The following is a 25285-nucleotide window of genomic DNA, read 5'->3' on the forward strand; positions in this document are numbered from 1 at the left end:
TACCTCCCGTAGTGATGTGGTGACCGCTGCGTTATCCCCCGCCATGATCAGTCATTCCCGCCCGATCGGCTACCCACTACGCCAGAAAAGATCTGTCTGTTTGCCGAGCGGGTCACGCAAGTGCCACCAGATCGGCAAACTCGTCACTCCAGATGTCCTCGACACCATCAGGCAGCAAAATCACTCTTTCCGGGCTCAGCGCCTCCACCGCGCCCTCGTCGTGGGTCACCAGCACGATGGCGCCGCGGAAGGTGCGCAGCGCCGCCAGGATCTCCTGCCGGCTGGCCGGGTCGAGGTTGTTGGTCGGCTCGTCCAGCAGCAGCACGTTGGCGCTGGAGACCACCAGCGTCGCCAGCGCCAGCCGGGTCTTCTCCCCGCCCGACAGCACCCCGGCGGGCTTGTCCACGTCATCCCCGGTGAACAGGAACGAACCCAGGATCTTGCGGACCTCCACCTCGGGCAGGTCGGGCGCCGCCGAGCGCATGTTCTCCAGCACCGTGCGCCCGACGTCCAGCGTCTCGTGCTCCTGGGCGTAGTACCCCAGCCGCAGCCCGTGCCCGGCCACCACCCGGCCGGTGTCGGGCTTGTCCAGACCCGCCAGCAGCCGCAGCAGCGTGGTTTTCCCGGCGCCGTTCAGGCCGAGAACGACCACCCGGCTGCCGCGGTCGATGGCCAGATCCACATCGGTGAAAATCTCCAGGGATCCGTAGGATTTCGACAAACCTTCGGCGGTGAGCGGTGTCCGTCCACAGGGCGCCGGATCCGGAAAACGGATTTTCGCGACTCGGTCGGCCTTCCGTTCCCCTTCCACTCCGGCCAGCAGCTGCCGCGCGCGGCGGTCCATTTGCTGTGCCGCCTTCGCCTTGGTGGCCTTGGCGCGCATCTTGTCGGCCTGCGACAGCAGCGCCGCCGCCTGCCGCTGGGCGTTGGCCTGCTCGCGCTTGCGGCGCCGCTCGTCGGTCTCGCGCTGCTGCAGGTATGCCTTCCAGCCGATGTTGTAAACGTCGATCACACAGCGGTTGGCGTCCAGATGGAAGACCCGGTTGACCACGGCGTCCAGCAGGTCCACGTCGTGGCTGATCACCACCAGCCCGCCGGAGTGCGAGCGCAGGAACTCGCGCAGCCACACGATGGAGTCGGCGTCCAGATGGTTGGTGGGCTCGTCCAGCAGCAGCGTCTCGGCCCCCGAGAACAGGATCCGGGCCAGCTCCACCCGCCGCCGCTGCCCGCCCGACAGCGTGCCCAGCGGCTGCCCCAGCACCCGGTCCGGCAGGCCCAGGCTGGAGGCGATGGAGGCGGCCTCGGCCTCGGCCGCGTACCCGCCGAGCACGTGCAGCCGGTCCTCCAGCCGCCCGTAGCGCTTGACCGCCCGGTCCCGTTCCGCGCCGGTGGCGGTGGCCATCGCCTCCTCGGCGGCGCGCAGCCCGCGCAGCACCTCGTCCAGCCCGCGGGCCGACAGGATGCGGTCGCGGGCCAGCTCCTCCAGGTCCACGCCACGGGGGTCCTGCGGCAGGTAGCCGATGCTGCCCGAACGGGTCACCTGCCCGGCGGCGGGCAGCGCCTCTCCCGCCAGCACCTTGGTCAGGGTGGTCTTGCCGGCGCCGTTGCGGCCCACCAGCCCGACCCGGTCGCCGGGGTTGACCCGGAACGTGGCCTTCTCGATCAGCAGCCGGGATCCGGCGCGCAGCTCGATGTCGGTGGCGTTGATCACAGTGACAGGGCTCCCCAGAGAGACGGCCGCTCGCGGGCGCGTGGTCGGGTGGTGGCAGGGGTGACAGGCGGCCCGGCCGCGACGATCCGGGCCCGGGCATGACGGAACGCGCCGGGTGATCACCACGGCGCGTCCGGAGGTTCCTGTCAGGTCGGGAGCGGCACCCGATCAGTGTACGGGACCCCGGCGGGGCCGAGCGGCCCCGCCGGGCCCCTGTGGACGCCTCAGCGCCGCGGATGCCCGGCGGCGATGCCGATGAGGGCGATCAGTCCTGCGGCGTACTCCATGGCCTCCTGGTGGCCTTCGGCGAACGGCGCCCCCGCACCGAAGAACCGGTCCCGGCAAATGATCATCTGTCAACCCTCCCGGCGGAACCGTGGGCGGGCGGGCGGCGTCCAAGGGGGCACGCCGTGATCTTGTGAGGTGCTCGATGCGGGTCCTGGTGCGCGTGTTCGCCGTCGTCTGCCTGCTGGCGGTGTGGTCGGGCGGCGGGCTGGTGCGGCCGTCGTGGGCGTGCGGATGCGGGGCGATGATCACCGCGGGGTCGGACCTGCGGGTGGACCGGGAGACCTCGATCGTCCGGTACGACGACCGGACCCGCACCGAGGACATCGTGATGCGGCTGGCCGTGCGGTCGGACGCGCGGGACGCCGCATGGCTCTTTCCCACCCCGTCGCGGGCGCGGGTGCGGCTCGGGGACCAGACGTGGTTCCGGCAGCTGGAACGGCTGACCGCGCCCAAGGTGGTCAAGCGGCGGCACTGGTGGGACGGCGACGGCGGGGACGGGGCCAGTGCCGGGGCGCCCCCCGGCGCCTCGGGGGGCGGGGTGTCGGTGCTGGAGGAGAGGCGGCTGGGGCCGTTCCAGGTGGCGACGCTGGCCGCCGACGACTCAGGGGCGCTGGCGGGCTGGCTGGAGCGGAACGGGTACCGGCTGAGCGACCGGCTGGACGAGGCGCTGCGGCCGTACGTGCGGATGGGGTGGACGTACGTGGCGGTGAAGCTCGCGCCGGGGGCGGGCGCGGAGCTGAACGGGGAGCTGGACCCGCTGCACGTGTCGTTCCGCAGCGACGAGATCGTCTACCCGATGCGGCTGTCGCGGCTCGCCGACAACGACCAGTCCGTGCACCTGTACGTGCTGGGCGCGCACCGGGTGGAGCACCGGGGACCGGAGGGACGCGGTTTCGGCGTGACGTTCGCGGGCTGGGTGGAGCCGCGGCAGGTGGCATCGGCACGGCTGCGGGAGTTCCTCGGCGGGCGGATGTTCCTCACCGAGGTGGTCAACCAGGGGCTGGAACCGCAGGACGTCGACGACGACTTCCGGTACCGCTACACCGCCGACCGGCCCCACCGGGAGGTCGTGTACGTCGACGAGTACGTCGAGGTGCTCGGCGTCCCGGCGGGGCGCGCGCTGGTGGCCGCCGGCGTGCTCGCCGCGGCGGCCGTGGCCGTCACTGCCGTTCGGAGGCGAGGCGCTGGGCGATGACGCTCTGCAGGCGCTGCAGCCCGCCGACGCCCAGCATGCCGATCTGACCCTCCAGGTCCCGCAGCATCGTGTCGGTGTCCATCACGGTCTCCGAGGACTGCATCAGCACGGTCCCCTGGCCGGTGAAGTCGAACTGGTGCTCCTCCCCCGACGTCCCGCCGACCCCGAACAGCGAACGGGCCATGCCGAGCACGCCGCGCATGTAGCCGTGGTCGTAGTGGTGGCACGGCGACGGGCAGTCCGCCCACCCCAGCAGCGCCTGCGGGTCGACCCGGATGGGCGGCTCCACGAAGTGCACCGGGCCGTTGGAGGCGGCGATGAACCGGCCGGTGCCGATCAGGGTGAGGAACCCGGGGATGATCGACTGCTTGAGGTCCAGGCCCGGCTCGAACGCCAGCAGGTTGCCCGCCCGGACGGTGAGGTTGCCGTCGGTCAGGTCGTAGGAGTTGACGTCGAAGCCCCGGTCGGCCAGCAGCAGCTTGCCCCGCCCCTGCGCCACGATCCAGTCGTGGGCGTACAGCGGCGAGTGGAAGTGCGCGGCCACCAGCGCGTCCAGCGGGCCCGCCGACAGCGCCTCGAAGCGGATCTGCCCGTAGTAGGCGATCATCTTGCCCTTCTGGGTGAACCACTGGCCGTCGAGGTCCACGCAGAACACGTACGGGTTGACGTTGTCGTTGGACGGCAGGGACAACCGGTTGAAGGTGGGAGTGGTCATCGCCCTCAGATCTTCTTCTCGCTGGCCTGCACGTACACCGTTCCCTGGCCGGACAGCTCCAGCTGGAACGCCTCGCCGGAGCCCCGGCCGATCAGGTCCCGCAGGCCCATGGAGGTGCTGAGCCTGTTCTGCACGTGACCGCGGTGCGCCACGTACGCCTGCGGGTCGACGTGGACGGGGCGCTGCGGGGTGATCGGCAGCTCGACGACGCCGCCGTGCGACAGCACCGCGGCCGAGCCGTGACCGGTGAGGGTGGTGGTGAACAGGCCCTGCCCGGTCACCTGGCCGCGGATCACCCCCGACAGCCCGCCCTGCTCGCCCAGGAACATCGTCCCCGACTGCAGCGAGGCGTCGTAGACCAGCAGCCGGTCGGCCTCCACGTACAGGGTGTCGCCCTGCAGGTCGATCACGGTGACGTGCAGGCCGCCGTGCCCGAACATCACCGTGCCCTGGCCGGTGACGTGCATCATCGGGGCGCTCTCCCCCGCCATGGCGCGGCCCAGCGCGCCGCCGAGGCCGGCGCCGGCGGTGACGGTCGGCTCGAAGCGGACCTGGCCGACGTAGGCCAGCATCGAGCCGCGCTTGCTGTACAGCTCCCGGCCCGGCCCGACCGGCGCCTGGAGCATCTTGGGGTTGATCGGGCTGAATGCAGGCATCTCAGATCTCCATCACTCCGCCGCCGCGCTCGGCCGGCTGGACGTAGACCACCCCGTGGCCCTGGTACCGGAACTGCACGCTCTCCCCCGACCCCTGGCCGAGGACGGTGCGCCAGTTGACGTCGGTGACGAAGTCCTGCTGGAGCTGCCCGCGATGGGCGACGTAGGCGTGCGGGTCCACGCACAGCGGCTCGCCGGGGACGACCTCCAGCGCCACCGCGGGCCCGTCGGACAGGATCGCCACCATGCCGTGGCCCTCCACCTTGGTGGTGGCCAGGCCCTGCCCGGAGCCCATGCCGCGCAGGCCGACGAACTGCACCCCGGTCCGCAGCTGGGCGTCGAGGGCCAGCAGGCTCTCGGACTCCACGTACAGCGTGTCGCCCTGCAGCGGGATCAGGGTCACCTCGGTGGCCTCGCTGGCCAGGTACACGGTGCCGTGCCCGGTGACCTCCATGAGCGTCATGCTCTCGCCGGCGACCCGGCGGCGCAGCGCCCCGCGCAGCCCCTCGCCGCCGGTCATCCCCTGGCGCTTGAACGTCATCTGGCCCTCGTAGGCGACCATGGATCCGTTCAGCGCCCTGATCGTCTCGCCCATGAGATCCACGGCGAGCATCTTCGAGCCGTTCAGCCTGAATTGCGCCACGGGGGTCAACATACTTGGCCGATCTTGCGTTGGCCCTGGAGACGCGCACGCCGATCGGTACCCGGTTCGCGGCGGATCGTGGAAGATGTCCCCATGTGGTTCGCAGCCGAGCGCCGTGGCGGGCGGCGCTGGATCGTGCCCGGGCTGACGCTGGCCGTGGGACTGGGGCTGGCGGTGTCGCTGGCGCTGCAGGACCGGCTCGGCGCCGGGCTGGCCGCGCTGGCGGTGCTGGGCGGGTACGCCGCGCATCTGGCGTACCGGCGGGACGAGCCGGCGCTGCCGGTCAGCGCCGCGTTCGGCAGCGGGCACCGGGCGCGCTCGCATCTGCGGGCCGCGGCCGTCACCGGGGACGTGCTGGTGGCGGTGGTGGTGGGCGCGGTGGTGGTGCAGACGCTGCGCGGCGGCGAGGTGGCGCCCTACCTGTGGCTGGCCGGTCTTGCCGGGATTGTTTACACAGTGTCAGCCCTGGTCGCGGGGCGCGGCGTGTAGGGTAGCCGAATTCTGCGTTAACTTCTCCCCTGCCGCGTCGTTTGCCCAGTTCGGCGCGGCATCATTCGGCTGTGTCCCCCATGGATGTCCTGCTGCCGGCGCCCGCCGTGTTCCACCCCGTGGTGGACCTCGGCACCGGTGCCGTGGTGGCGGTCGCGGCGCACTGCGAACCGGCCGGCCCGCCCCCCGCGTATCCCATGGCCGATCCCGCCCGCGAGGACGTCCGGCGAGCGGTGCTCGCCGCGCGCGCCGTCGTGGAGCTGGGGACGTCACTGCCGCTGCAGCTGTCGCTGCGTGCCGAGACCATCGCCCACGGCCGGCACACGCTGGTGGAACTGCACCAGCGGCTGGCCGAGACCGGGCGCCGGCCCGGCGAGATCATCTTCTGCGTCACCGGCGGGTTCGCGCCCGCCCAGCGCCCGCTGGTGAGCGCCGCGCTGCACGATCTGCGCAAGGCCGGCTACCTGGTGGGGCTGGCCGGGCTGGGCGCCGTCCACGCCCCGCTGGACCTGCTGGCGGACGCCTCGCCGTACCTGGTGCGGCTGGACCAGGAGCTGGCCCGCCGGGCGGTGTCGGATCCGCGGCGGTCGGCGCTGGTGGCCTCGCTGGTGGAGCTGGCGCACCGGATCGGCACGCACGTGCTGGCCCCGGGACTGGCCACCGAGGAGCAGGTGCTGCACGCGCGGCGGCTGGGCGTGCGGCTGGTGCAGGGCCCGGCGCTGGCGCCGCCGGAGTGGCGGCCGGGGATGCGGGTGACGGTGCCGGTCGCCGCGCGGGAGGAGCCGGCCGCCCCGGCCATGGGACCGGACGTCGGGCCCCGGGTGTCGGAGTTCACGCTGCCGGCGGTGACGATGCCGACGAGCGCGACCGCCGACGAGGTGCTCAACGCCTTCAACGCCGAGCCGAGCACCTCCAGCATCGTGCTCGTCGACGAGTACCAGCGGCCCCGGCACACGGTGGACCGGACCCGGTTCCTGCTGAAGCTGTCGGGGGCGTACGGGCACGCGCTGCACGCCCACAAACCGGCGGCCAGGCTGGCCGACCCGCCGCGGCTGGTGCCCAAGACGGTCCCGGCGATCGCCGCGCTGCGGGCCGCCGGGCGCGACGACGACCGGGTGTACGACGACCTGGTGGTGACCGACGAGGTCGGCCGGACGCTGGGCATCGTGCGGGTGGGCGACCTGATCCGGAGCCTGTCGCCCTGAGGCCCGGCGGGTCAGCCCGTTCCGGAGGCGTGCGGGTCGGGGGCCGCCGCCAGCTCCCGGGCGAGGATGGCCGCCTGGACGCGGCTGCGCAGGTCCAGCTTGGCCAGGATCCGGCTGACATGGGTCTTGGTGGTGGTCTCGGCCATGTCCAGCCGCTCGGCGATCTGGGCGTTGGTCAGCCCCTCGCCCAGGCAGCGCAGCACCTCGCGTTCCCGGGGCGTCAGCTCGGCCAGGCCGGGCGGCGGGACGGCCGCGGACGCCCGCGGGCGCCGCCCGGCGAACGCGTCGATCAGGCGGCGGGTGACGGCCGGCGCCAGGACGCCCTCCCCGGCCGCCACCGTCCGCACCGCCTCCACCAGCCGGTCGGCGTCGATGTCCTTGAGCAGGAAGCCCGCCGCGCCCGCGCGCAGCGCCCCGAACACGTACTCGTCCTCCTCGAACGTGGTCAGCACCAGCACGGCGACGTCCTCGCCGGCCAGCTCGCGGGTGGCCGAGACGCCGTCCAGCCGCGGCATCCGCACGTCCATCAGCACCACGTCCGGGCGCAGCCGCCGGGCCTGCTCGACCGCCTCGGCCCCGTCGGCGGCCTCCCCGACCACCTCGACGTCGGGGGCCGACCGCAGGATCAGCACCAGGCCCGCCCGGACGGCGGCCTGGTCGTCGGCCACCAGCACCCTGATCACGCGGCTCCCTCCTCTCCCGCCCGGACCCGGTCCATGCCGGCGCACGGCAGCCACGCCCGCACCCGCCAGCGGCCGCCCTCCGGCCCGGCGGCGAACGTCCCGCCGAGGATCGAGGCCCGCTCGCGCATCCCGACCAGTCCGCTGCCGGTGCCGGGCAGCTCGGCGCGGCCGTCGCCCAGCGGGCTGTCCACGGTGACGCACACCCGGTCCGGCCGGTGCTCGACGCGCACCTCGACGCGGCCCGGCCCGGCGTGCTTGAGCGCGTTGGTCAGCGACTCCTGGACGATCCGGTACGCGGCCAGCTCCACCGCCGCGGGCAGTTCCCGCGGCGTCCCGGTCACCGTCAGGTCCATCGCCAGGTCGGGCCGGGTGGCGCGGTCCACCAGCCCTTCCAGGTCGGCCAGCCGGGGCGTGGCGGGCGGGTCGCCGTCCGTGTCCCGCTCCTCCCGCAGCAGGCCGATCATACGGCGCATCTCCGCCAGCCCCTGCACGCTGTTCTCCCTGATCACCCGCATGGCCTCGTGGACGGCCGCCCGGTCCAGGTCGGGCAGCCGCAGCACCGCCGAGGAGTGCAGGGCCACCGCGCTGAGGTGGTTGGAGACCACGTCGTGCAGCTCGCGGGCCATCCGGGCGCGTTCGGCGGCCACCGCGTTGCGCCGGTCCAGCTCGGCCAGCCGGGCCAGCTGGTCGGCCCGCTGCCGTTCCAGCTCGGCGCGGTCCCGGTGGGCGCGGACCACCATCGCGGTCAGCACCGGCCCCACGAAGGTCATCCCGGCGACCCCGCCGATGACCACCATGGCCGCCCAGTCGCCGGCCCACAGTCCCAGCCCGGCCGCCAGCAGCACCGTGGCGGCCGTCGTGACCGCCAGCAGCCGCTCGGGCATGCGGCGGCCGCCGTACAGGCTCGCCGCGTACAGCGCGTCGGTGTAGACCATCATGGTGCCCAGGCTGGGGCCCATCACGATGTCGGCGACCACCGCCGGGGTCGCCACGGCCAGTCCCGCGACCGGGCGGGTGCGCCGCAGCAGCATCGCCGCGCACACGCCCACCAGCGGCAGCACCCGCCAGGCGGGATGCGGCCACGGGTCGTCGGGGTCCCACTGGGAGTACCCCCGGGCGCTCAGCAGCAGCAGGCCGCCGGCCAGCGCCGCGACGGCGAGCAGGGCGTCCTGGCGGGTGGTGAAACGCACCCCTACATCACACCATCCCGCATCGGGGTCCCGGTCCTCCCCCGCGCGGAGCCGGGCCCGCGGGCGTACATCCTTCGGAGTACCCGGCATTTCGCCATCGGCGCGGATGATCCGGTCGTGCCCGGTCGACATCATCGAAGGGTGGACACCGACGGAACGAGCACCTTCCTGCTGGCGATCATCGTCGGCTGCGAGATCGGCTTCTGGATCCTGCTGCTGGCCGGGCTGGCGGCCCGCTACCTGCTGCGGTGGCGCCGGACGAGCGCGGCGCTGCTGGTGTGCGTGCCGCTGGTGGACCTGGTGCTGCTGATCGCCACGGTGATCGACCTGCGCGGCGGGGCCACCGCGAACTTCACGCACGGGCTGGCCGCCGCCTACATCGGCTTCTCCGTGGCGTTCGGGCACAGCATGATCCGGTGGGCCGACCGGCGGTTCGCGCACCGGTTCGCCGACGGCCCGCCCCCGGTCAAGCCGCCCAGGTACGGGATGGCGCGGGCCCGCTACGAGTGGCGGGAGTTCGGCAAGGCGGTGATCGCCTGGGCGATCAGCTGCGGCCTGCTCGGCGCGGCGATCTGGCTGGTCGACGACGCCGAGCGCACCGAGGCGCTGCTGGGCTGGATCGCACGGCTCACCGTCGTCCTGGCGATCTGGTCGCTGTGGCCGATCACCTACATGCTGTGGCCCGCCAAGCCCAAGGACGGCGACACCCGCCGCTCCGAGGAGGAACGACGGGTGTCGGCGTGAGCCGCCGGGTCGCCCCGGAGGAAACGGCTCAGACGTTGAAGCCGAGGGCGCGCAGCTGCTCGCGGCCGTCCTCGCTGATCTTGTCCGGGCCCCACGGCGGCAGCCAGACCCAGTTGATCTTCACGTCCTTGACCAGGCCGTCCAGCGCGCTGGCGGCCTGGTCCTCGATCACGTCGGTGAGCGGGCAGGCGGCGCTGGTCAGCGTCATGTCCAGGGTGGCCACCTCGTCGACCACGTCGATGCCGTAGACCAGGCCCAGGTCGACCACGTTGATGCCGAGCTCGGGGTCCACCACGTCCTTGAGCGCCTCGAGGATCTCCTCGTGCTCGGGCGCGATCTCGCCGACGGCCCGCTCGGTCTCGGCGGCCTGCTCGGGGCCGGTGGTCTCGGTCTCGCTCATGATGATGCCTCTCCCAGGGCTCGGGCGGTCGCGTCCTTCCACGCCATCCAGGCGAGCAGGGCGCACTTCACACGGGCGGGGTACTTGGAGACCCCGGCGAAGGCGACGGCGTCCTCCAGCACGTCCTCGTCGGGCTCGCCCTGGCCGCGCGACTGCATCAGCTCCAGGAACTCGTCCTGGACGACCATCGCCTCCTTGACCGGCTTGCCGATCACCAGGTCGCTCATCACCGACGCGCTGGCCTGGCTGATCGAGCAGCCCATCGCGTCGTAGGAGACGTCGGCGATCACGGCGTCGTCCCCCTCGCCCTCCAGGTGCACCCGCAGCGTCACCTCGTCGCCGCAGGTCGGGTTGACATGGTGCACCTCGGCCTCGTACGGCTCCCGCAGCCCCTTGTGGTGGGGGTTGCGGTAGTGGTCCAGGATGATCTCCTGGTACATGGACTCGAGCTGCATCGGCGTCCTTCCTGCGGCGAAGCGTCCTGCTGGTGGAACAGCCGGGGCGGTCAGGCTGTTCCGAAGAACTTCTGGGCGTGCCGGATGCCCTCGGCGAGGGCGTCCACGTCCGACAGCGTGTTGTAGACGTAGAACGACGCCCGGGTGGTGGCCGGGATGCCGTACCGCCGGCAGATCGGCCAGGCGCAGTGGTGCCCCACCCGCACGGCCACGCCCAGCTCGTCCAGCACCTGCCCCACGTCGTGCGGGTGCAGGTCGTCCACCACGAACGAGACGGTGCCGCCGCGCGCCTCGGTGGTGGCCGGGCCGATGATCCGCACGCCGCCGATCTCGCCGATCTGCTCCAGCGCGTAGGCGGTCAGCGCCTCCTCGTGCGCGTGGACCTTGTCCATGCCCAGCTCGGTGAGGTAGTCGCAGGCCGCGGCCAGCCCGACCGCCTGGGCGGTCATCGGGACGCCGGCCTCGAACCGCTGCGGCGGCGGCAGGAAGGTCGAGCCCTCCATCCGCACCACCTCGATCATCGACCCGCCGGTGATGAACGGGGGCATGGTCTCCAGCAGCTCGCGGCGGCCCCACAGCACGCCGACCCCGGACGGGCCGAGCATCTTGTGCCCGGAGAACGCCAGGAAGTCCGCGCCCAGGGCGGACACGTCCACCGGCTGGTGCGGCACCGACTGGGCGGCGTCCAGCAGCACCAGCGCGCCGACCTGGCGGGCCCGCGCGGTGATCCGCTCGATCGGCGGGACCGTTCCCAGCACGTTGGACTGGTGGGTGAGCGCGACCAGCCTGGTGCGCTCGTTCACCAGCTCGTCCAGGTTCGCCAGGTCCAGGCGGCCGTCGTCGGTGATGCCGAACCAGCGCAGCGTGGCCCCGGTCCGCCGGCAGAGCTGCTGCCAGGGCACGAGATTGGCGTGGTGCTCCATCTCCGACACCACGATCTCGTCGCCGGGGCCGACCCTGAACCGCTGCGCCTCCGGGCCGGCGGTGGCCGCGTTGCTCAGCGAGTACGCCACCAGGTTGATCGCCTCGGTGGCGTTCTTGGTGAACACGATCTCGCCGGGCACCGCCCCGATGAACGAGGCGACGGTGGCGCGGGCCGCCTCGAAGGCGTCGGTGGCCTCCTCGGCGAGCAGGTGCGCGCCCCGGTGGACCGCGGCGTTGTGCCGCTCGTAGAACTCCCGCTCGGCGTCCAGCACCTTGACGGGCTTCTGCGAGGTCGCGCCCGAGTCGAGGTAGACCAGCGGACGCCCGCCGCGCACCGTCCTCGACAGCAGCGGGAAGTCCTTCTTGATCTCCTCGGGCAGCAGTGCGCTCATGCGGATGCGCCAGCCTTCACGTACTTCTCGTAGCCCTCGTTCTCCAGCACCTCGGCCAGCTCGGGACCGCCCTCCTCGACGACCCGGCCGCCGGCGAAGACGTGCACGAAGTCGGGCTTCACGTACCGCAGGATGCGGGTGTAGTGGGTGATCAGCAGCACCCCGGTGTCACCGGCGGCGCTGAACCGGTTGATGCCCTCGGAGACCACCTTGAGCGCGTCGACGTCCAGACCGGAGTCGGTCTCGTCGAGCACCGCGATCTTCGGCTTGAGCATCTCCAGCTGCAGGATCTCGTGGCGCTTCTTCTCACCGCCGGAGAAGCCCTCGTTCAGCGAGCGCTGGGCGAAGGCCGGGTCGATGGCCAGCGCCTCCATCGCCTCCTTCATCTCCTTGGTGAACACCCGCAGCTTGGGCGCCTCGCCGCGCACCGCGGTGACCGCCGAGCGCAGGAAGTTCGACACCGAGACCCCGGGCACCTCGACCGGGTACTGCATGGCCAGGAACAGGCCGGCGCGGGCGCGCTCGTCCACGCTCATCGCCAGCACGTCCTCGCCGTCCAGGGTGACCGAGCCGGCGGTGACCTCGTACTTGGGGTGCCCGGCGATCGCGTACGCCAGGGTGGACTTGCCGGAGCCGTTCGGCCCCATGATCGCGTGGGTCTCGCCGGACCGGACGGTCAGGTCGACACCGCGCAGGATCTCCTTGGACCCGTCGGAGCCGTCGCCGACGGAGACGTGGAGGTCGCGGATCTCTAGCGTGGCCATATCTGTCTTCGAACCTCTGTCTAAGTGGTCTGGTCGTCGTCGGAGCCGGGCCGCAGCGACACGTGCACGTCGTCACCGTCGAGCCGGACCCGGTAGGTGGGCACCGGCGCGCTGGCCGGCGGGTTGGTGGGCTTGCCGGTGCGCAGGTCGAAGCACGAGCCGTGCAGCCAGCACTCGATCGTGCCGTCGTAGACCTCGCCCTCCGACAGCGCCACCTCGGCGTGCGAGCACACGTCGCGCAGCGCGAACACCTCGTCGCCGGAGCGCACCAGCACCACCGGGGTGTCGTCGATCTCCACCGCCAGCGGCCCGTCCTCGGGGATGTCCCCCAGCGGGCAGACCTTCACGAAGCCGTCGTCGCTCACCGGTCGATCTCCCGATCCAGTTCGGCCTCGATCGCGGCCTGCACCTTCTCGCGGACCTCGGGCACCTCGATCTTGTCGACCAGCTCGCCCAGGTAGCCGCGCACCACCATGCGCCGCGCCTCGTCCCGCGGGATGCCGCGGGCCTGCAGGTAGAACAGGTGCTCGTCGTCGAGGCGGCCGCTGGCGCTGGCGTGCCCGGCGCCGACCACCTCGCCGGTGAGGATCTCCAGGTTGGGCACCGAGTCGACCCGGGTGCCGTCGGTGAGCACCAGGTTGCGGTTCAGCTCGTAGGTGTCGGTGCCCTCGCCCTCGGCGCGGATGATCACGTCGCCGATCCAGACGGTGTGCGCGTCCTGGCCCTGCAGCGCGCCCCGGTAGTCGACCCGGCTGCGGCAGTGCGGGACCGCGTGGTCGACCAGCAGCCGGTGCTCGATGTGCTGGCCGGCGTCGACGAAGTAGACCCCGTACAGCTCGGCGTTGCCGCCGGGCGCCTCGTAGGACACCGACGGGGCGATCCGCACCAGGTCCCCGCCCAGCGACACCGTGAACCCGGTGAACTGGGCGTCGCGGCCGAGCCGGGCGTGCTGGTGGGACAGGTGGACGGCGTCGTCCTCCCAGTCCTGCAGGCTGATCACCGTCAGCTTGGCGCCGTCGCCGACCGCGAACTCCACGTTGTCGGCGTAGGTCGCCGACCCGCGGTGCGCCAGCACCACGGTGGCCTGCGCGAACGGCTCCACGACCACGGTGGTGTGGCCGTAGGCGGCCTGCGCCGCGTCCTCGCCGTCGAACCGCAGCACGGTCGGCCGGGAGGCGACCGCCTCCTTGGGCACGGTGACGACGGTGGCCTCGGCGAACGAGGTGTAGGCCTGGGCGCTCACCCGGTCGCCGGGCACGTAGGTCCTGCCCAGGCGCGGATCGTCGCGGCCGACCCGCTCGACCCTGACCTCGGGGGCCGCCTCGATCTCGACGCGGACCTTGCCGAGGCCCTCGGCGCCCTTGTGCAGGTTCCGCAGGCGGCGCAGCGGGGTGAACCGCCACTCCTCCTCACGGCCGGTGGGCACCGGGAAGTCCGCCACGTCGTAGGAGGACTTCTCGTGCAGGGTCGACAGAGGCTTGGTCTCCAGCCCCATCAGCCGACGGCTCCTTCCATCTGCAGCTCGATCAGGCGGTTCAGCTCGAGGGCGTACTCCATGGGCAGCTCGCGCGCGATGGGCTCGACGAACCCGCGCACGATCATCGCCATCGCCTCGTCCTCGGTCAGGCCGCGGCTCATCAGGTAGAACAGCTGGTCCTCCGACACCTTGGAGACGGTGGCCTCGTGGCCCATCTCCACGTCGTCCTCACGGACGTCCACGTACGGGTAGGTGTCGGAACGGCTGATCTGGTCGACCAGCAGCGCGTCGCACTTGACCGTGGACTTGGAGTGCTCGGCGCCCTCCTGCACCTGGACCAGGCCGCGGTAGGAGGTGCGGCCGCCGCCGCGCGCCACCGACTTGGAGACGATGGTGCTGGAGGTGTGGGGGGCGGCGTGCACCATCTTGGCGCCCGCGTCCTGGTGCTGGCCCTCGCCGGCGAACGCGATCGACAGGGTCTCGCCCTTGGCGTGCTCGCCCAGCAGGTAGACCGCCGGGTACTTCATGGTGACCTTGGAGCCGATGTTGCCGTCGACCCACTCCATGGTGGCGCCCTCGTAGGCGACGGCGCGCTTGGTCACCAGGTTGTAGACGTTGTTCGACCAGTTCTGGATGGTCGTGTACCGGCAGCGGGCGTCCTTCTTGACGATGATCTCCACGACCGCCGAGTGCAGCGAGTCCGAGGAGTAGATCGGCGCGGTGCAGCCCTCGACGTAGTGCACGTAGGCGCCCTCGTCGACGATGATCAGGGTCCGCTCGAACTGGCCCATGTTCTCGGTGTTGATCCGGAAGTAGGCCTGCAGCGGGATCTCCACGTGCACGCCCGGCGGCACGTAGATGAACGAGCCGCCCGACCACACGGCGGTGTTGAGCGCGGCGAACTTGTTGTCGCCCACCGGGATCACGGTGCCGAAGTACTCCTGGAAGATCTCCGGGTACTCGCGCAGGCCGGTGTCGGTGTCGACGAAGATGACGCCCTTGCTCTCCAGGTCGTCACGGATCTTGTGGTAGACGACCTCGGACTCGTACTGCGCGGCCACCCCGGCGACCAGGCGCTGCTTCTCGGCCTCGGGGATGCCGAGCTTGTCGTAGGTGTTCTTGATGTCCTCGGGAAGCTCGTCCCAGCTGGTGGCCTGCTTCTCGGTGGAGCGGACGAAGTACTTGATGTTGTCGAAGTCGATGCCCGACAGATCCGAGCCCCAGGTCGGCAGCGGCTTCTTCTCGAACAGCCGCAGACCCTTCAGGCGCAGGTCCAGCATCCACTCCGGCTCGTTCTTCTTGGCGGAGATGTCGCGGACGACCTCTTCGTTCAGGCCGCGCTTGGCGGAGGCGCCCGCGGTGTCCGGGTCGGCCCAGCCGAACTTGTACCTGTCGAACCCTTCCAGCTCGGGGTGGGTTTCGATAGTCATAGGGAGGTCCTCCCGGACTCCTCGTCGTTGCCGTTGCCTTGCGTCGTGTCGGATGTCTCGCCGGATGCCGTGTCCGACCCCGTGTCGCCCCCGGCGCCCAGGTCGCGCGGGCTGACGTGGGTGGTGCAGATCCCGTCGCCGTGCGCGATGGTGGCCAGCCGCTGCACGGGGGTGCCCAGCAGCCGGCTGAACGCCTCGGTCTCGGCCTCGCACAGCTGCGGGAACTCCGCGGCCACGTGCGCGACCGGGCAGTGGTGCTGGCACAGCTGCTGCCCGCCGGCGCGGGGGGCCTCGGCGGCCGCGGCGGCGTAGCCGTCGGCCGACAGCGCCTCGGCCAGCACGCGGACCCGCTGCTGGGGCGGGGCCGCGCGGACCACCGGGCGGTAGCGCCGTTCCAGGTCGGCGATCTGGCGCCGGGCGAACTCGGCCACCGCGGCGCTGCCGGCCTTCTCGGCCAGGAACCGCAGCGCGGCGCTGGCCAGGTCGTCGTAGGCGTGCACGAACGCGCTGCGCCCGGCGTCGGTGATGGCGAACCACTTGGCCGGCCGGCCGCGCCCCCGGCGGGCCTGCGGACGCGCCCGCCGGACCTCGATCATGCCCTCGGCCAGCAGCGCGTCCAGGTGCCGCCGGACGGCGGCGGGGGTGAGACCGACCCGTTCGCCGAGCGCCGACGCGGTGATCGGGCCCTGCTCGAGGATGAGCCGGGCCACGCGGGCACGCGTGTCCCGCTCGCCGTGGCCGTCGGCCGTTACGGCGAGCGATGGCACGGTCGTCCGGTCGCCCACGTTTTTCACAACATCAGTGTGGCGTAATTCCTTCCCGCCGCACAAACGCGGACGGGTGCAGTACCTCACGCAGGTAAGGCTTACCTAACCTGCGGAAACGTCGTTCTGTCAGCGCGGGCCGGCGCCCGGCAGCACCAGCACCGGGCACGCCGCGACACGGACGATCTTGCCGGAGACGCTCCCCAGGAACACCCGGCGCAGCGGCCCCTCCGCGCTGGACATGCAGGCCAGGATCTCCCCCGGCGACCAGTCGCAGTGCCGCAGCGCGCCGTCCACGCCGACGCCCTCGGCCACCTCGGCCGACACCCCGGCCCGGGCCGCGGCCCGCTCGGCGGCCTCGGCCAGGTCGCGCGCGGCCTGCTCGCGCTGCCGCCGCATGAGGTCGGCGACGACCGGCCCGCCGGCCGGTCCCGGCGGCCGGAGCAGCAGCGTGAGCAGCCGGACCGGAACGCCCAGCCAGTCGGCGATGCGCCCGGCGGCGGCGACCTCGAGCCGGGCCCCCCGGTGCGGCCGGTACGCCACCGTCAGCCGGGTGAACGCCTCCGGCGGGGCGGCGGCGTACCCGCGCGGCGCCAGCAGCACCGGGACCGGCGAGGCGTGCAGCAGCTGGTCGGCGGTGCTGCCCACGGCGATCCGGCCGGGCCTGCCGCGCGGCGCGGACCCGATCACGACGAGCCGGGCCGCCTCCTTCTCGGCCACCTGGATCAGGCCGCGCCCGCTGCCCCGGTTGGGGTGGACGACATAGTGGACGGCGTCCGCGGGCGTCGTGTCACCGAGCCGGGCGGCGGCCTGGTCGAGGGCGGCGCGGGCCTGCTGCTTCACATAGCCCAGCCATTCGGCGTCCACCCGGCCCGGCCCCGGGGTCGGCCACCCCGGCGGGTAGATGTTGGCCACGGTCAGCGGCGTCCGTCCCTGCCGGGCCACCAGGGCGGCCAGCGCCAGCGCGTCATCGCCGCGCTCGTCGGGCAGGTAGCCCACCAGCACCCGGGTCACGCCCGCTCCCCCGCCGCGGCCTCCGCCCGGCGCAGCCGCGAGTGACGCCGCCCGTAGGCGAAGTAGGCCGCCAGCCCGACCAGCATCCACAGCACGAAGACCGTCCATGTGGCGACGTCCAGCCTGATCATCAGGTAGACGCAGAACCCCACGCCCAGCAGCGGCGTGACGGGGAACAGCGGGGCGCGGAAGCTGCGCGGCATCTCCGGGCGCGTCCGCCGCAGCACCATCACCCCCACGTTCACCAGGGCGAACGCGAAGAGGGTGCCGATACTGGTGGCGTCGGCCAGCCGGCCCAGCGGCACCAGCGCCGCCAGCAGCGACACGAACGCCGCCACGATCACGGTGTTGGCGGCCGGCACCGCGGTGCGCGGGCTGACCCGCATGAAGATCCGGGGGATCAGCCCGTCCCGGGCCATCGCGAACAGGATCCGGGTCTGCCCGTACAGCACGGTCAGCACCACGCTGGCGATGGCGATCACCGCGCCCAGCGACAGCACCGCCGACGGCCACGGCACCCCGGCCGCCTCGTCCAGCACCATCGCCAGCGACGCCTCCGCCCCCTCGAACTCGCGCCACGGCTGCGCCGCCACCGCCGCCAGCCCCACCGCCACGTACAGCAGCGTCACGATCCCCAGCGACAGCAGGATGGCCAGCGGCAGGTCGCGGCGGGGGTTGCGGGCCTCCTCGCCCGCGGTGGAGGCGGCGTCGAACCCGATGTAGGAGAAGAAGACCTTCGACCCGGCGGCGCTGATCCCGGCGATGCCCAGCGGGGCGAACGGGGTGAGGTTGCCGGCCCGGAACGCGATGAACGCCACCACGCAGAAGAACACCAGCACCCCGACCTTGAGGAACACCATGACCGTGTTGGCGGTGGCGCTCTCGGAGGTGCCGCGCAGCAGCAGGAACGTGGCCAGCAGCACCACCGCCACGGCCGGCACGTTGACCACCCCGCCCCCGCCCGGCGGGCTGCTGAGCGCGGCCGGGATCGTCACCCCGATCGTCTTGTCGGCCAGCTCGTTGAGGTACTGGCCCCAGCCGACCGCCACCGCCGAGACCGACACCGCGTACTCCAGCAGCAGGCACCAGCCGCACACCCAGGCGACCAGCTCCCCGAGCGTGGCGTAGGTGTAGGAGTACGACGACCCCGACACCGGGATGGTCCCGGCCAGCTCGGCGTACGACAGCGCGGAGAACAGCGCGGTCAGGCCCGCCAGCACGAACGACACCACGATCGCCGGGCCCGACAGCGGGACCGCCTCGCCGAGCACCACGAAGATGCCGGTGCCCAGCGTGGCGCCCACGCTGAACATGGTGAGCTGCAGCAGGCCCATGGAGCGTTTCAGCTCCCCGCCCTCGCCGTGACCGCCCTCGGCGACGATCTGGTCGACCGGCTTGGTCCGCGTCAGGTCCCGCAACCACCCGGGGCCGCCGCCCCCTGCTGCCCGCTGCATCTCCCCCCGGCTCCCCCCGTCGTCGTCACGCCGGGTGACGACGGTGACCGCTCAGATGCCCCTGGGGCACCGGCGCAAACTCTCCCCGCCGGGGGTGCCGCCGGAGGGGTTCGGAGGCCGACCTAGACTCGAGGCATGACTCCCCCCGGCGAGTGCGCGGTCGAGCTGGAGGCGCTGGTCAAGCGCTACGGCTCGGTCACCGCCGTGGACGGCATCGACCTGCGCGCCGAGCGCGGCGCGATCACCGCGCTGCTCGGCCCCAACGGCGCCGGCAAGACCACCACGATCGAGATCTGCGAGGGCTACCGGCGGCCCGACTCGGGAACGGTCCGGGTCCTCGGCCTGGACCCCGTCCACGACGCCCGCGCGCTGCGGCCCCGGATCGGGGTGATGCTGCAGTCCGGCGGGGTCCCGGGCACCGCCCGCGCCGGGGAGTGGCTGCGGCTGGTCGCCTCGTTCCACGCCCGGCCGCTGGACCCGGCCGCGCTGCTGGACCGGCTGGGCCTGACCGCGCACGCCCGCACCCCGTTCCGGCGGCTGTCGGGCGGCCAGCAGCAGCGGCTGTCGCTGGCCGCGGCCGTGGTGGGACGGCCGGAGCTGGTGTTCCTGGACGAGCCGACCGCCGGGCTGGACCCGCAGGCCCGGCACGCCACCTGGGAGCTGGTGGAGGGGCTGCGCGACGCCGGGGCGAGCGTGATCCTGACCACCCACCACATGGACGAGGCCGAACGGCTGGCCGACCAGGTGGTCATCGTGGACGACGGCCGGGTGGTGGCGCGCGGCACGCCCGCCGAGCTGACCGGGGCGGAGCGGCAGCTGCGGTTCCGCGCCCGGCCGGGGCTGGGGCTGGACGAGCTGCTGGCCGCGCTGCCGGTGGGCAGCGCCGCCAAGGAGTCCCCGGCCGGGCACTACCTGATCGAGGGGGACGTGCAGCCGGAGCTGCTGGCCACCGTGACCGCCTGGTGCGCCTCGCACGGGGTGATGACCGAGGACCTGCGGATCGAGCGGCGCACCCTGGAGGACGTGTTCCTGGAGCTGACCGGACGGGAGCTGCGCCCGTGAGCCGTTCCCCGGGTCGTACGGCGCCGGCGCTGGACCTGACGCCCGCCCCGGCCGCCGCGCCGCTGCGCCGGATGGTGGCCGCGCAGGCGTCGTTCGAGCTGCGCGGGATGCTGCGCAACGGCGAGCAGCTGCTGCTCACCATGGTCATCCCGGTGCTGCTGCTGGTGCTGTTCTCCACGACCGCGCTGCTGGACCTGGGGCCCGGGGCGCGGGTGGACTTCCTGACGCCGGGCGTGCTGGCGCTGGCGGTGATGTCGACGGCGTTCACCGGGCAGGCGATCGCCACCGGGTTCGAACGCCGGTACGGGGCGCTCAAGCGGCTGGGGGCCACCCCGCTGCCGCGCGGCGGGCTGATCGCCGCCAAGACGCTCGCGGTGCTGGCGGTCGAGCTGGTGCAGACGGCGCTGATCTGCGCGGTCGCCCTGGCGCTGGGCTGGAGCCCGCACGGCGGGATCGGCGGCGCGCTGGCGGTGGTCGTGCTGGTGCTGGCGGGCACGGCGGCGTTCAGCGGGTTCGGTCTGCTGATGGCCGGGACGCTGCGCGCGGAGGCGACGCTGGCCGCCGCCAACCTGGTCTACCTGCTGCTGCTGGTGCTGGGCGGCGTGGTGTTCCCGCTGGACCGCTTCCCCGCCGGGGTGGCCGCGGTGCTGGAACGGCTGCCGATCGCGGCCCTGTCCGAGGGGCTGCGCGACGTGCTGCGGCAGGGCGCGGCGCTGCCGGTGGGCGCGCTGGCGACCCTGCTGGTGTGGGCGGTGGCGGGCCTGGTCCTGGCGGCCCTGTTCTTCAAGTGGGAGTGACGTTGGCGCCGGCCGAGGCGCAGGGTTCGTACGGGCGCCCGGACCGGCGGACCTGGTCCGCGCGGGCACTGTCGATGGGAGCGATCCCGCCGCCCGCGCTGGTCCTGCTGGGCGTGGTGTCGGTGCAGGTCGGCGCGGGCATCGCCAAGCACCTGTTCGCGGTGCTGCCGCCGTCGGCGGTGGTGCTGCTGCGGCTGGCGACCTCGGCGGCGGTGCTGGGATTCCTCAGCCGCCGGGCGCTGCGGACCCTGCTGCGCGACCACACCCGCGGGGACCTGGCCGTGGCGGTCACGTTCGGGCTGACGCTGGCGGTGATGAACGCCTCGATCTACCAGGCGTTCGCGCGGATCCCGCTGGGCGTGGCGGTCACCATCGAGTTCCTGGGGCCGCTGGCGGTGGCCATCGCCGCCTCGCGCCGGGCGCTGGACCTGGTGTGGGCGGTGCTGGCGTTCGCCGGGGTGGCGCTGCTGGCCCGCGGCGACGGCCCGGCCGACCTGGTCGGGATGGGCTTCGCGCTGCTGGCGGGGGTGGCGTGGGCGGGCTACATCCTGCTCAGCGCGGCCACCGGCAAGCGGTTCGCCGGATCGTCGGGCCTGGCGGTGGCCAGCGTCGCGGCGACGGTGGTGATGCTGCCGCTGGGCACCGCCACGGGCGGGACCGCGCTGCTGAGCCCGGAGCTGCTGCTGCTCGGGCTGGGCGTGGGCCTGCTGTCGTCGGTGATCCCCTACTCGCTGGAGCTGGAGGCGCTGCGGCGGATGCCGGCGCGGGTCTTCGGGATCCTGATGAGCCTGGAGCCGGCGGTGGCGGCGCTGGTCGGCCTGGTGGTGCTGCAGGAGGTGCTGTCGCCGGTCGAGTGGGCCGCCGTCGGCTGCGTCATGGTCGCCTGCATCGGCGCCACGAGGGGCGCCCCGGAGACCCCCGAGGCCTGAGCCGGAGGGCGCCGGCGGCGCTCCGTAGACTCGCGGTATGCCCAGGGCGAACGAGGAGGCCGCGGAGCTGGTCCAGGAGCTGGCCGACCTGCTGTGCTCAAGGCCGCAACAGGACAGGGCCCAGCAGTGGTTGCCTGCTGACGAGGCGAACACGCAGGCCGCGGGCAATGCTCCGCCCTCATGAACAACAACTTCCAGTTCTCTTCTCGGTCACGCAAATCAAACGGTAAAGTCACAGGGCGTGAAGCTTGTGGTGCGGGTGAAGCTGCTCCCCGACGCCGTCATGGACGCGGCGTTGCGGGAGACGCTGAAGCTGTGCAACCGGGCCGCCGACCACGCCTCCCGGCGGGCGTTCGCCACCCGGATCACGGGCAGGACCGCACTCCAGCGGCTGGTGTACGGCGAGCTGAAGGCCATGGGCCTGTCGGCCCAGCCCGCGATTCATGTGGCCCGGAAGGTCGCCGGGGCGTACGCCACCCTGAAGGCCAACCTGAAGGCCGGGAACTACGGCCCCGAAGGGTCGAAGCGCCGCGCCAGGGTCGAGAGCAGGCCGATCCGGTTCCGCAGGGACGCCGCCCAGCCGTTCGACGACCGGTGCCTGTCCTGGCAACTCGACCAGCGGACCGTGTCGATCTGGACGGTGCGCGGCCGGGCGGGCGGTATTCCGTTCGTGTGCTCGGCGGAGCAGTTGAAGATGCTCGCCGCCCACCGGCGGGGCGAGTCCGACCTGGTGTACCGGGGTGGGCAGTGGTACCTGTACGCCACCTGCGAGGTTCCCGAACCCGACGCCTATGAGCCGGACGGGTTCCTCGGCGTGGACCTGGGCATCGCCAACATCGCCACCACCAGCGACGGCACCGTTCATTCCGGCAAGCACATCAACCAGATCCGGCACCGCAACCGCCGCCTGCGCCGCAAGCTGCAGAGGAAAGGCACCAAGTCCGCCCGGCGCCTGCTGCGCAAGCTGTCCGGCCGCGAAGCGCGCTTCGCGGCCGACGTCAACCACCGCATCGCCAAACGCATCGTGACCGAGGCTCAACGCACCTGTCGTGGGATCGCCCTGGAGGACCTGGGTGGGATCCGCGAGAGGGTACGGCTCCGCAGGCCCCGGCGGGTCACGCTGCACTCGTGGGCGTTCGCCCAGCTCGGCGCGTTCATCGCCTACAAGGCCCGGCGCGCCGGGGTACCGGTGGTGCACGTGGACCCGCGCCACACCTCCCAAGGGTGCTCGGCGTGCGGCCACATCTCCCGCAAAAACCGGCCCGACCAGACCACGTTCTGCTGCACGTCGTGCGGCTTCGCTGAGCACGCCGACGTGAACGCGGCCCGCAACATCGCCCAACGCGGTGCGACGGGCCGGGCAGTGAGTCACGCTGCCGACGACGTGGCCTGACACGCATCCCCCAGATGCGGGTCAGAGCTGCAAGCTCGGACCATTCAGGGCCGAGAAGCTGACGATCCGCTCCTACGAACCGTCGACTCCGACGCCCACGCCATCGGGCACTTCCGCAACGTCCGCTACGGCGTGGGCACCGCCCAGCGGGGCTGGCTCACCCCCGACGACGTGATCAACACCTGGCCGCTGGAACGGCTGCGGGACTTCCTGGGCCGCAAGTCCGCCCGCGCCTGACCGGGCGGGCGGCCCCGGCCCAGAACGTCAGGCGGGCTGCGGGACGGCGCCCTCGGCCTGTGCGGGCACCGCGCCGGGGACGGCGAGGGGGCCGCGGGTGCGGGTGGCGAAGTAGACCCGCAGCACGGCGATCCACAGCACCGCCGCACCGAGCATGTGCAGCGCCACCAGCACCTCGGGCACGCCCAGGAAGTACTGCACGTATCCGATCGCGCCCTGGGCCAGTTCCAGCGCCAGCAGCTCCAGGGCGCGCCGCCGCACCGCGCCGGGCGCGCCGGTCCGCCACAGCGCGGCCAGCAGCACCACGGTGAGCGCCACGGTCAGCCAGGCCAGCAGGCTGTGCACGCGGGTGACCTGCACGATGTCGAAGGAGAACCGCTCGGCGCGGTCGTCGCCGGCGTGCGGGCCGGTGCCGGTGACGATGGTGCCCGCCACCATCAGCGCCGCCGTCACGCCCACCAGGGCCAGCGACAGCGCCCGCAGCCGGCCCCCCACCAGGCGGCGGACCGGCTCGTCGCCCTCCCCGGCCCGCACCCACAGGGCCACCGCCGGGATCAGCACGACCGGGGACAGCATGAAGTGCCCGGCCACCACCGCCGGGTGCAGGTCGGTGAGCACGGTCAGGCCGCCCCAGGCGGCCTGCGCCAGCACCCCGACCGGCTGCAGCGCGGCCAGCCACAGCAGGTCGCGCCGCCGCGGCCGTGCGCGCCACGCCGCGGCCAGCACCGCCACCGCCGCGCCCAGCACCAGGAACGTCAGCGTCCGGTTGCCGAACTCGATGGCCATGTGCACCGGCGAGTGGTCCGGCGAAGGCGTCGGGATCATGCTCTCGGGGGTGCACTTGGGCCAGGTCGAGCAGCCCAGCCCGGACTTGGTGAGCCGCACCGCGCCGCCGGTGACGATGATCCCGGCGTTGACGATCACCGAGAACAGCGCCAGCGCGCGCAGCGAGCCCGGCGTCGGATGCCAGATCGCGTCACGGAGTCCGGCCAGGGGGTTGCGGATGCGGTCGGTCACGGCACTCATGGTATGGCCGCGCCCCCGAGGTCCCGACCGGCCCCCCGCACCTCAGCCGCCGGGCGGCGGCACCGGTCCGGCCGGTCCGGGACCGGCCCACGGCTGCGGCACCGGCCGCAGGCTCGGCGCGCTCAGGAACGCCTGCCGGGTCACCGCCATCAGCCCCAGCAGCGCGTCGCGCCGCTGGACGAGCCAGGCGGGGTCGGCGGTCCCCCGTTCGGCCCGCTTGTGCAGCAGCGCCAGCTCGGTGGCGGCCAGCTGGTAGTCGCTCATGGCCCGCGCCGCGGGCGGGCCGCCGGCGGCGCGGGCCCAGCGGCGGGCGGCCCGGCGGGCGGCCATGCTCTCCAGCATCCGCACGTCCTGCGGGGTGACCAGGCCGGTCGGCTGGTAGGCGGGCAGGTAGCGGGCGATCCGCCGGACGGTGTCGCGCCGTTCCACCGCCACCACGACGATCAGCGTCAGCAGCAGCAGGAAGTCCATCGCGTAGACGACGACCAGGCCGAGCGCGCCGAACACGGTGGAGCCGTTCCACAGGCCGTGCAGCGTCATCGCGGCCAGCAGCCCCAGCACCGGCGCGACGACCCGGCCGGTGCGGTGGGTGGCCGACCAGGCGACGCCCAGGCCGAGCATCGAGGTGAACAGCGGATGGCTGAGCGGCGCGATGATCCCGCGCAGGACGAACACCGCGGTGAGCTGCTCGGTGCCGCCCTCCTCCAGGGCCCGCATGTAGTAGGTGATGTTCTCCATCATCGCGAACCCGAGCCCGACCATCGCCGCGTACAGGATCCCGTCGGCGAACCCGTCGATCTCGCTGCGGTGGAACCACAGCAGCCCGAACAGCACCGCGCCCTTGAGGGTCTCCTCCACCAGCGGCGCGCCGAGGGTGGCGCTGACGAAGTGGCCCTCGGTCTCCCCGAAGACCGGCACCGTGACGTAGATCATCCCGGCCGTGTTGAGGATCAGCGCGCCCAGCACCGCCACCCCGGCGCCCCACATGAACGCCAGCAGCACCGTGCGGGGAGGTTCGGGCTCCATCCGGTCCAACGCCAGGATCAGCGCGGCCAGCGGCGGGATCGGCAGGATCGCCAGCAGCAGCGCCACCGCGAAGTCGGCCCCGCCGAACCAGGCGAACACGCCGAGCAGGACCAGCACGCACACCGACGAGACGACCAGGCCGATGATCAGGCCGACGGGCGGACGTCCGGGGACCCGGCCCTCCAGCACCGCCCTGGGATCCACGCGCACCATGCAGCGAGC

Annotated in this window: 27 protein-coding genes; 8 read left to right on the forward strand and 19 right to left on the reverse strand. The window is 72.9% G+C overall.

Going from position 1 to position 25285, the window contains the following annotated elements; all coding sequences use genetic code 11:
• Window positions 1-112: 112 nt before the first annotated feature.
• Both HNR21_RS25035 and HNR21_RS36130 read right to left on the reverse strand, forming a co-directional pair.
• A complete protein-coding gene (locus HNR21_RS25035) occupies window positions 113-1711 on the reverse strand; it encodes an ABC-F family ATP-binding cassette domain-containing protein (RefSeq protein WP_182707140.1) in 1599 nt (532 codons plus the stop codon).
• A 224-nt stretch (window positions 1712-1935) separates the two neighbouring features.
• Window positions 1936-2064, reverse strand: coding sequence for a hypothetical protein (locus HNR21_RS36130; protein ID WP_281402065.1), 129 nt, complete (start codon window positions 2062-2064; stop codon window positions 1936-1938).
• 77 nt (window positions 2065-2141) lie between these two features.
• On the opposite strand from HNR21_RS36130, the gene HNR21_RS25040 reads away from it, so the two are divergent.
• Window positions 2142-3194, forward strand: a complete 1053-nt coding sequence (locus HNR21_RS25040; RefSeq protein ID WP_182707141.1) for a DUF2330 domain-containing protein — start codon at window positions 2142-2144, stop codon at window positions 3192-3194.
• Here the strand turns inward: HNR21_RS25040 and HNR21_RS25045 are convergent.
• Genes HNR21_RS25045 through HNR21_RS25055 form a run of 3 tightly spaced genes read right to left on the reverse strand, consistent with a single transcriptional unit; the run spans window position 3160 to window position 5208 of the window.
• Entirely contained in the window at window positions 3160-3909 is a 750-nt protein-coding gene (locus tag HNR21_RS25045; RefSeq protein ID WP_182707142.1) for an AIM24 family protein, read from the reverse strand. The two genes, HNR21_RS25040 and HNR21_RS25045, sit on opposite strands and share 35 nt — an antisense overlap.
• A gap of 5 nt (window positions 3910-3914) precedes the next feature.
• Complete coding sequence (locus HNR21_RS25050) at window positions 3915-4565, reverse strand: AIM24 family protein (protein WP_119730675.1); 651 nt, start codon at window positions 4563-4565, stop codon at window positions 3915-3917.
• A gap of 1 nt (window position 4566) precedes the next feature.
• On the reverse strand, window positions 4567-5208 hold the full coding sequence (locus HNR21_RS25055; protein WP_233358729.1) for an AIM24 family protein: 642 nt from the start codon (window positions 5206-5208) through the stop codon (window positions 4567-4569).
• A gap of 93 nt (window positions 5209-5301) precedes the next feature.
• Between HNR21_RS25055 and HNR21_RS25060 the strand changes: the two genes are divergently transcribed.
• Together HNR21_RS25060 and HNR21_RS25065 are read left to right on the forward strand one after the other, a co-directional pair.
• Window positions 5302-5697 carry an ABC transporter permease gene (locus HNR21_RS25060; RefSeq protein ID WP_119730677.1) on the forward strand — a complete coding sequence of 132 codons (396 nt, stop codon included), beginning with the start codon at window positions 5302-5304 and terminating at the stop codon, window positions 5695-5697.
• A gap of 80 nt (window positions 5698-5777) precedes the next feature.
• On the forward strand, window positions 5778-6902 hold the full coding sequence (locus tag HNR21_RS25065; RefSeq protein ID WP_119730678.1) for an EAL domain-containing protein: 1125 nt from the start codon (window positions 5778-5780) through the stop codon (window positions 6900-6902).
• Window positions 6903-6913: 11 nt separating this feature from the next.
• Here the strand turns inward: HNR21_RS25065 and HNR21_RS25070 are convergent, their stop codons facing one another.
• Entirely contained in the window at window positions 6914-7585 is a 672-nt protein-coding gene (locus HNR21_RS25070; RefSeq protein ID WP_119730679.1) for a response regulator, read from the reverse strand.
• Window positions 7582-8775, reverse strand: a complete 1194-nt coding sequence (locus HNR21_RS25075) for a sensor histidine kinase (protein WP_312881248.1) — start codon at window positions 8773-8775, stop codon at window positions 7582-7584. Before HNR21_RS25075 ends, HNR21_RS25070 begins: the two co-directional genes overlap by 4 nt.
• Window positions 8776-8916: 141 nt before the next feature.
• Between HNR21_RS25075 and HNR21_RS25080 the strand changes: the two genes are divergently transcribed.
• Entirely contained in the window at window positions 8917-9519 is a 603-nt protein-coding gene (locus HNR21_RS25080; RefSeq protein WP_182707144.1) for a hypothetical protein, read from the forward strand.
• Window positions 9520-9547: 28 nt separating this feature from the next.
• On the opposite strand, the gene HNR21_RS25085 is transcribed toward HNR21_RS25080, so the two are convergent.
• From HNR21_RS25085 to HNR21_RS25130, 10 genes are all read right to left on the reverse strand, one after another.
• Entirely contained in the window at window positions 9548-9919 is a 372-nt protein-coding gene (locus tag HNR21_RS25085; protein WP_119730680.1) for a metal-sulfur cluster assembly factor, read from the reverse strand.
• Window positions 9916-10374, reverse strand: a complete 459-nt coding sequence (gene sufU, locus HNR21_RS25090; protein ID WP_119730681.1) for a Fe-S cluster assembly sulfur transfer protein SufU — start codon at window positions 10372-10374, stop codon at window positions 9916-9918. The genes HNR21_RS25085 and sufU overlap by 4 nt, the downstream gene beginning before the upstream one ends.
• Before the next feature lie 50 nt (window positions 10375-10424).
• Window positions 10425-11690, reverse strand: a complete 1266-nt coding sequence (locus tag HNR21_RS25095) for a cysteine desulfurase (protein WP_182707145.1) — start codon at window positions 11688-11690, stop codon at window positions 10425-10427.
• Window positions 11687-12454: a Fe-S cluster assembly ATPase SufC gene (gene sufC / locus HNR21_RS25100; RefSeq protein WP_182707146.1), complete on the reverse strand. Its 768-nt coding sequence runs from the start codon at window positions 12452-12454 to the stop codon at window positions 11687-11689. The genes HNR21_RS25095 and sufC overlap by 4 nt, the downstream gene beginning before the upstream one ends.
• A gap of 20 nt (window positions 12455-12474) precedes the next feature.
• Window positions 12475-12819 carry a non-heme iron oxygenase ferredoxin subunit gene (locus HNR21_RS25105; RefSeq protein WP_182707147.1) on the reverse strand — a complete coding sequence of 115 codons (345 nt, stop codon included), beginning with the start codon at window positions 12817-12819 and terminating at the stop codon, window positions 12475-12477.
• Window positions 12816-13949, reverse strand: coding sequence for a Fe-S cluster assembly protein SufD (gene sufD / locus HNR21_RS25110; protein WP_182707148.1), 1134 nt, complete (start codon window positions 13947-13949; stop codon window positions 12816-12818). Before sufD ends, HNR21_RS25105 begins: the two co-directional genes overlap by 4 nt.
• Window positions 13949-15361, reverse strand: coding sequence for a Fe-S cluster assembly protein SufB (sufB, locus tag HNR21_RS25115; protein WP_119730686.1), 1413 nt, complete (start codon window positions 15359-15361; stop codon window positions 13949-13951). The genes sufD and sufB overlap by 1 nt, the downstream gene beginning before the upstream one ends.
• Window positions 15358-16146, reverse strand: coding sequence for a helix-turn-helix transcriptional regulator (locus HNR21_RS25120; protein ID WP_376766601.1), 789 nt, complete (start codon window positions 16144-16146; stop codon window positions 15358-15360). The genes sufB and HNR21_RS25120 overlap by 4 nt, the downstream gene beginning before the upstream one ends.
• Before the next feature lie 108 nt (window positions 16147-16254).
• The gene (locus HNR21_RS25125) at window positions 16255-17139 is read right to left on the reverse strand and encodes a universal stress protein (RefSeq protein ID WP_312881250.1); all 885 of its coding nucleotides are present in this window, start codon (window positions 17137-17139) and stop codon (window positions 16255-16257) included.
• On the reverse strand, window positions 17136-18593 hold the full coding sequence (locus tag HNR21_RS25130; RefSeq protein ID WP_182707150.1) for an amino acid permease: 1458 nt from the start codon (window positions 18591-18593) through the stop codon (window positions 17136-17138). The genes HNR21_RS25125 and HNR21_RS25130 overlap by 4 nt, the downstream gene beginning before the upstream one ends.
• 135 nt (window positions 18594-18728) lie before the next feature.
• Here HNR21_RS25130 and HNR21_RS25135 point away from each other — a divergent pair, with 135 nt between their 5' ends.
• The 4 genes from HNR21_RS25135 (at window position 18729) to HNR21_RS25150 (ending at window position 22774) form a co-directional block, all read left to right on the forward strand.
• A complete protein-coding gene (locus HNR21_RS25135; protein ID WP_182707151.1) occupies window positions 18729-19655 on the forward strand; it encodes an ABC transporter ATP-binding protein in 927 nt (308 codons plus the stop codon).
• Between the two features lie 71 nt (window positions 19656-19726).
• Complete coding sequence (locus HNR21_RS25140; protein WP_182708823.1) at window positions 19727-20452, forward strand: ABC transporter permease; 726 nt, start codon at window positions 19727-19729, stop codon at window positions 20450-20452.
• A gap of 2 nt (window positions 20453-20454) precedes the next feature.
• Window positions 20455-21381 (forward strand): EamA family transporter, encoded by a 927-nt coding sequence (locus tag HNR21_RS25145; RefSeq protein ID WP_376766602.1) that lies wholly within the window; start codon window positions 20455-20457, stop codon window positions 21379-21381.
• 241 nt (window positions 21382-21622) lie between these two features.
• Window positions 21623-22774, forward strand: coding sequence for an RNA-guided endonuclease InsQ/TnpB family protein (locus tag HNR21_RS25150; RefSeq protein WP_182707152.1), 1152 nt, complete (start codon window positions 21623-21625; stop codon window positions 22772-22774).
• A gap of 264 nt (window positions 22775-23038) precedes the next feature.
• On the opposite strand, the gene HNR21_RS25155 is transcribed toward HNR21_RS25150, so the two are convergent.
• Together HNR21_RS25155 and HNR21_RS25160 are read right to left on the reverse strand one after the other, a co-directional pair.
• Entirely contained in the window at window positions 23039-24037 is a 999-nt protein-coding gene (locus HNR21_RS25155) for a COX15/CtaA family protein (protein ID WP_182707153.1), read from the reverse strand.
• 42 nt (window positions 24038-24079) lie between these two features.
• Window positions 24080-25276 (reverse strand): PrsW family intramembrane metalloprotease, encoded by a 1197-nt coding sequence (locus tag HNR21_RS25160; protein WP_182707154.1) that lies wholly within the window; start codon window positions 25274-25276, stop codon window positions 24080-24082.
• Window positions 25277-25285 lie beyond the last annotated feature (9 nt).

Source organism: Thermomonospora cellulosilytica, assembly GCF_014138835.1.
Lineage (GTDB): Bacteria > Actinomycetota > Actinomycetes > Streptosporangiales > Streptosporangiaceae > Thermomonospora > Thermomonospora amylolytica.

Bases quoted from the DNA above. Each gene is read 5' to 3' on its own strand.
- sufB (WP_119730686.1), bottom strand. From the start codon at position 15,361: ATGACTATCGAAACCCACCCCGAGCTGGAAGGGTTCGACAGGTACAAG.
- sufD (WP_182707148.1), bottom strand. From the start codon at position 13,949: ATGGGGCTGGAGACCAAGCCTCTGTCGACCCTGCACGAGAAGTCCTCC.
- HNR21_RS25065 (WP_119730678.1), top strand. From the start codon at position 5,778: ATGGATGTCCTGCTGCCGGCGCCCGCCGTGTTCCACCCCGTGGTGGAC.
- HNR21_RS25135 (WP_182707151.1), top strand. From the start codon at position 18,729: ATGACTCCCCCCGGCGAGTGCGCGGTCGAGCTGGAGGCGCTGGTCAAG.
- sufC (WP_182707146.1), bottom strand. From the start codon at position 12,454: ATGGCCACGCTAGAGATCCGCGACCTCCACGTCTCCGTCGGCGACGGC.
- HNR21_RS25095 (WP_182707145.1), bottom strand. From the start codon at position 11,690: ATGAGCGCACTGCTGCCCGAGGAGATCAAGAAGGACTTCCCGCTGCTG.
- HNR21_RS25130 (WP_182707150.1), bottom strand. From the start codon at position 18,593: ATGCAGCGGGCAGCAGGGGGCGGCGGCCCCGGGTGGTTGCGGGACCTG.
- HNR21_RS25155 (WP_182707153.1), bottom strand. From the start codon at position 24,037: ATGAGTGCCGTGACCGACCGCATCCGCAACCCCCTGGCCGGACTCCGT.
- HNR21_RS25050 (WP_119730675.1), bottom strand. From the start codon at position 4,565: ATGCCTGCATTCAGCCCGATCAACCCCAAGATGCTCCAGGCGCCGGTC.
- HNR21_RS25045 (WP_182707142.1), bottom strand. From the start codon at position 3,909: ATGACCACTCCCACCTTCAACCGGTTGTCCCTGCCGTCCAACGACAAC.
- sufU (WP_119730681.1), bottom strand. From the start codon at position 10,374: ATGCAGCTCGAGTCCATGTACCAGGAGATCATCCTGGACCACTACCGC.
- HNR21_RS36130 (WP_281402065.1), bottom strand. From the start codon at position 2,064: ATGATCATTTGCCGGGACCGGTTCTTCGGTGCGGGGGCGCCGTTCGCC.
- HNR21_RS25040 (WP_182707141.1), top strand. From the start codon at position 2,142: ATGCGGGTCCTGGTGCGCGTGTTCGCCGTCGTCTGCCTGCTGGCGGTG.
- HNR21_RS25140 (WP_182708823.1), top strand. From the start codon at position 19,727: ATGGTGGCCGCGCAGGCGTCGTTCGAGCTGCGCGGGATGCTGCGCAAC.
- HNR21_RS25085 (WP_119730680.1), bottom strand. From the start codon at position 9,919: ATGAGCGAGACCGAGACCACCGGCCCCGAGCAGGCCGCCGAGACCGAG.
- HNR21_RS25160 (WP_182707154.1), bottom strand. From the start codon at position 25,276: ATGGTGCGCGTGGATCCCAGGGCGGTGCTGGAGGGCCGGGTCCCCGGA.
- HNR21_RS25060 (WP_119730677.1), top strand. From the start codon at position 5,302: ATGTGGTTCGCAGCCGAGCGCCGTGGCGGGCGGCGCTGGATCGTGCCC.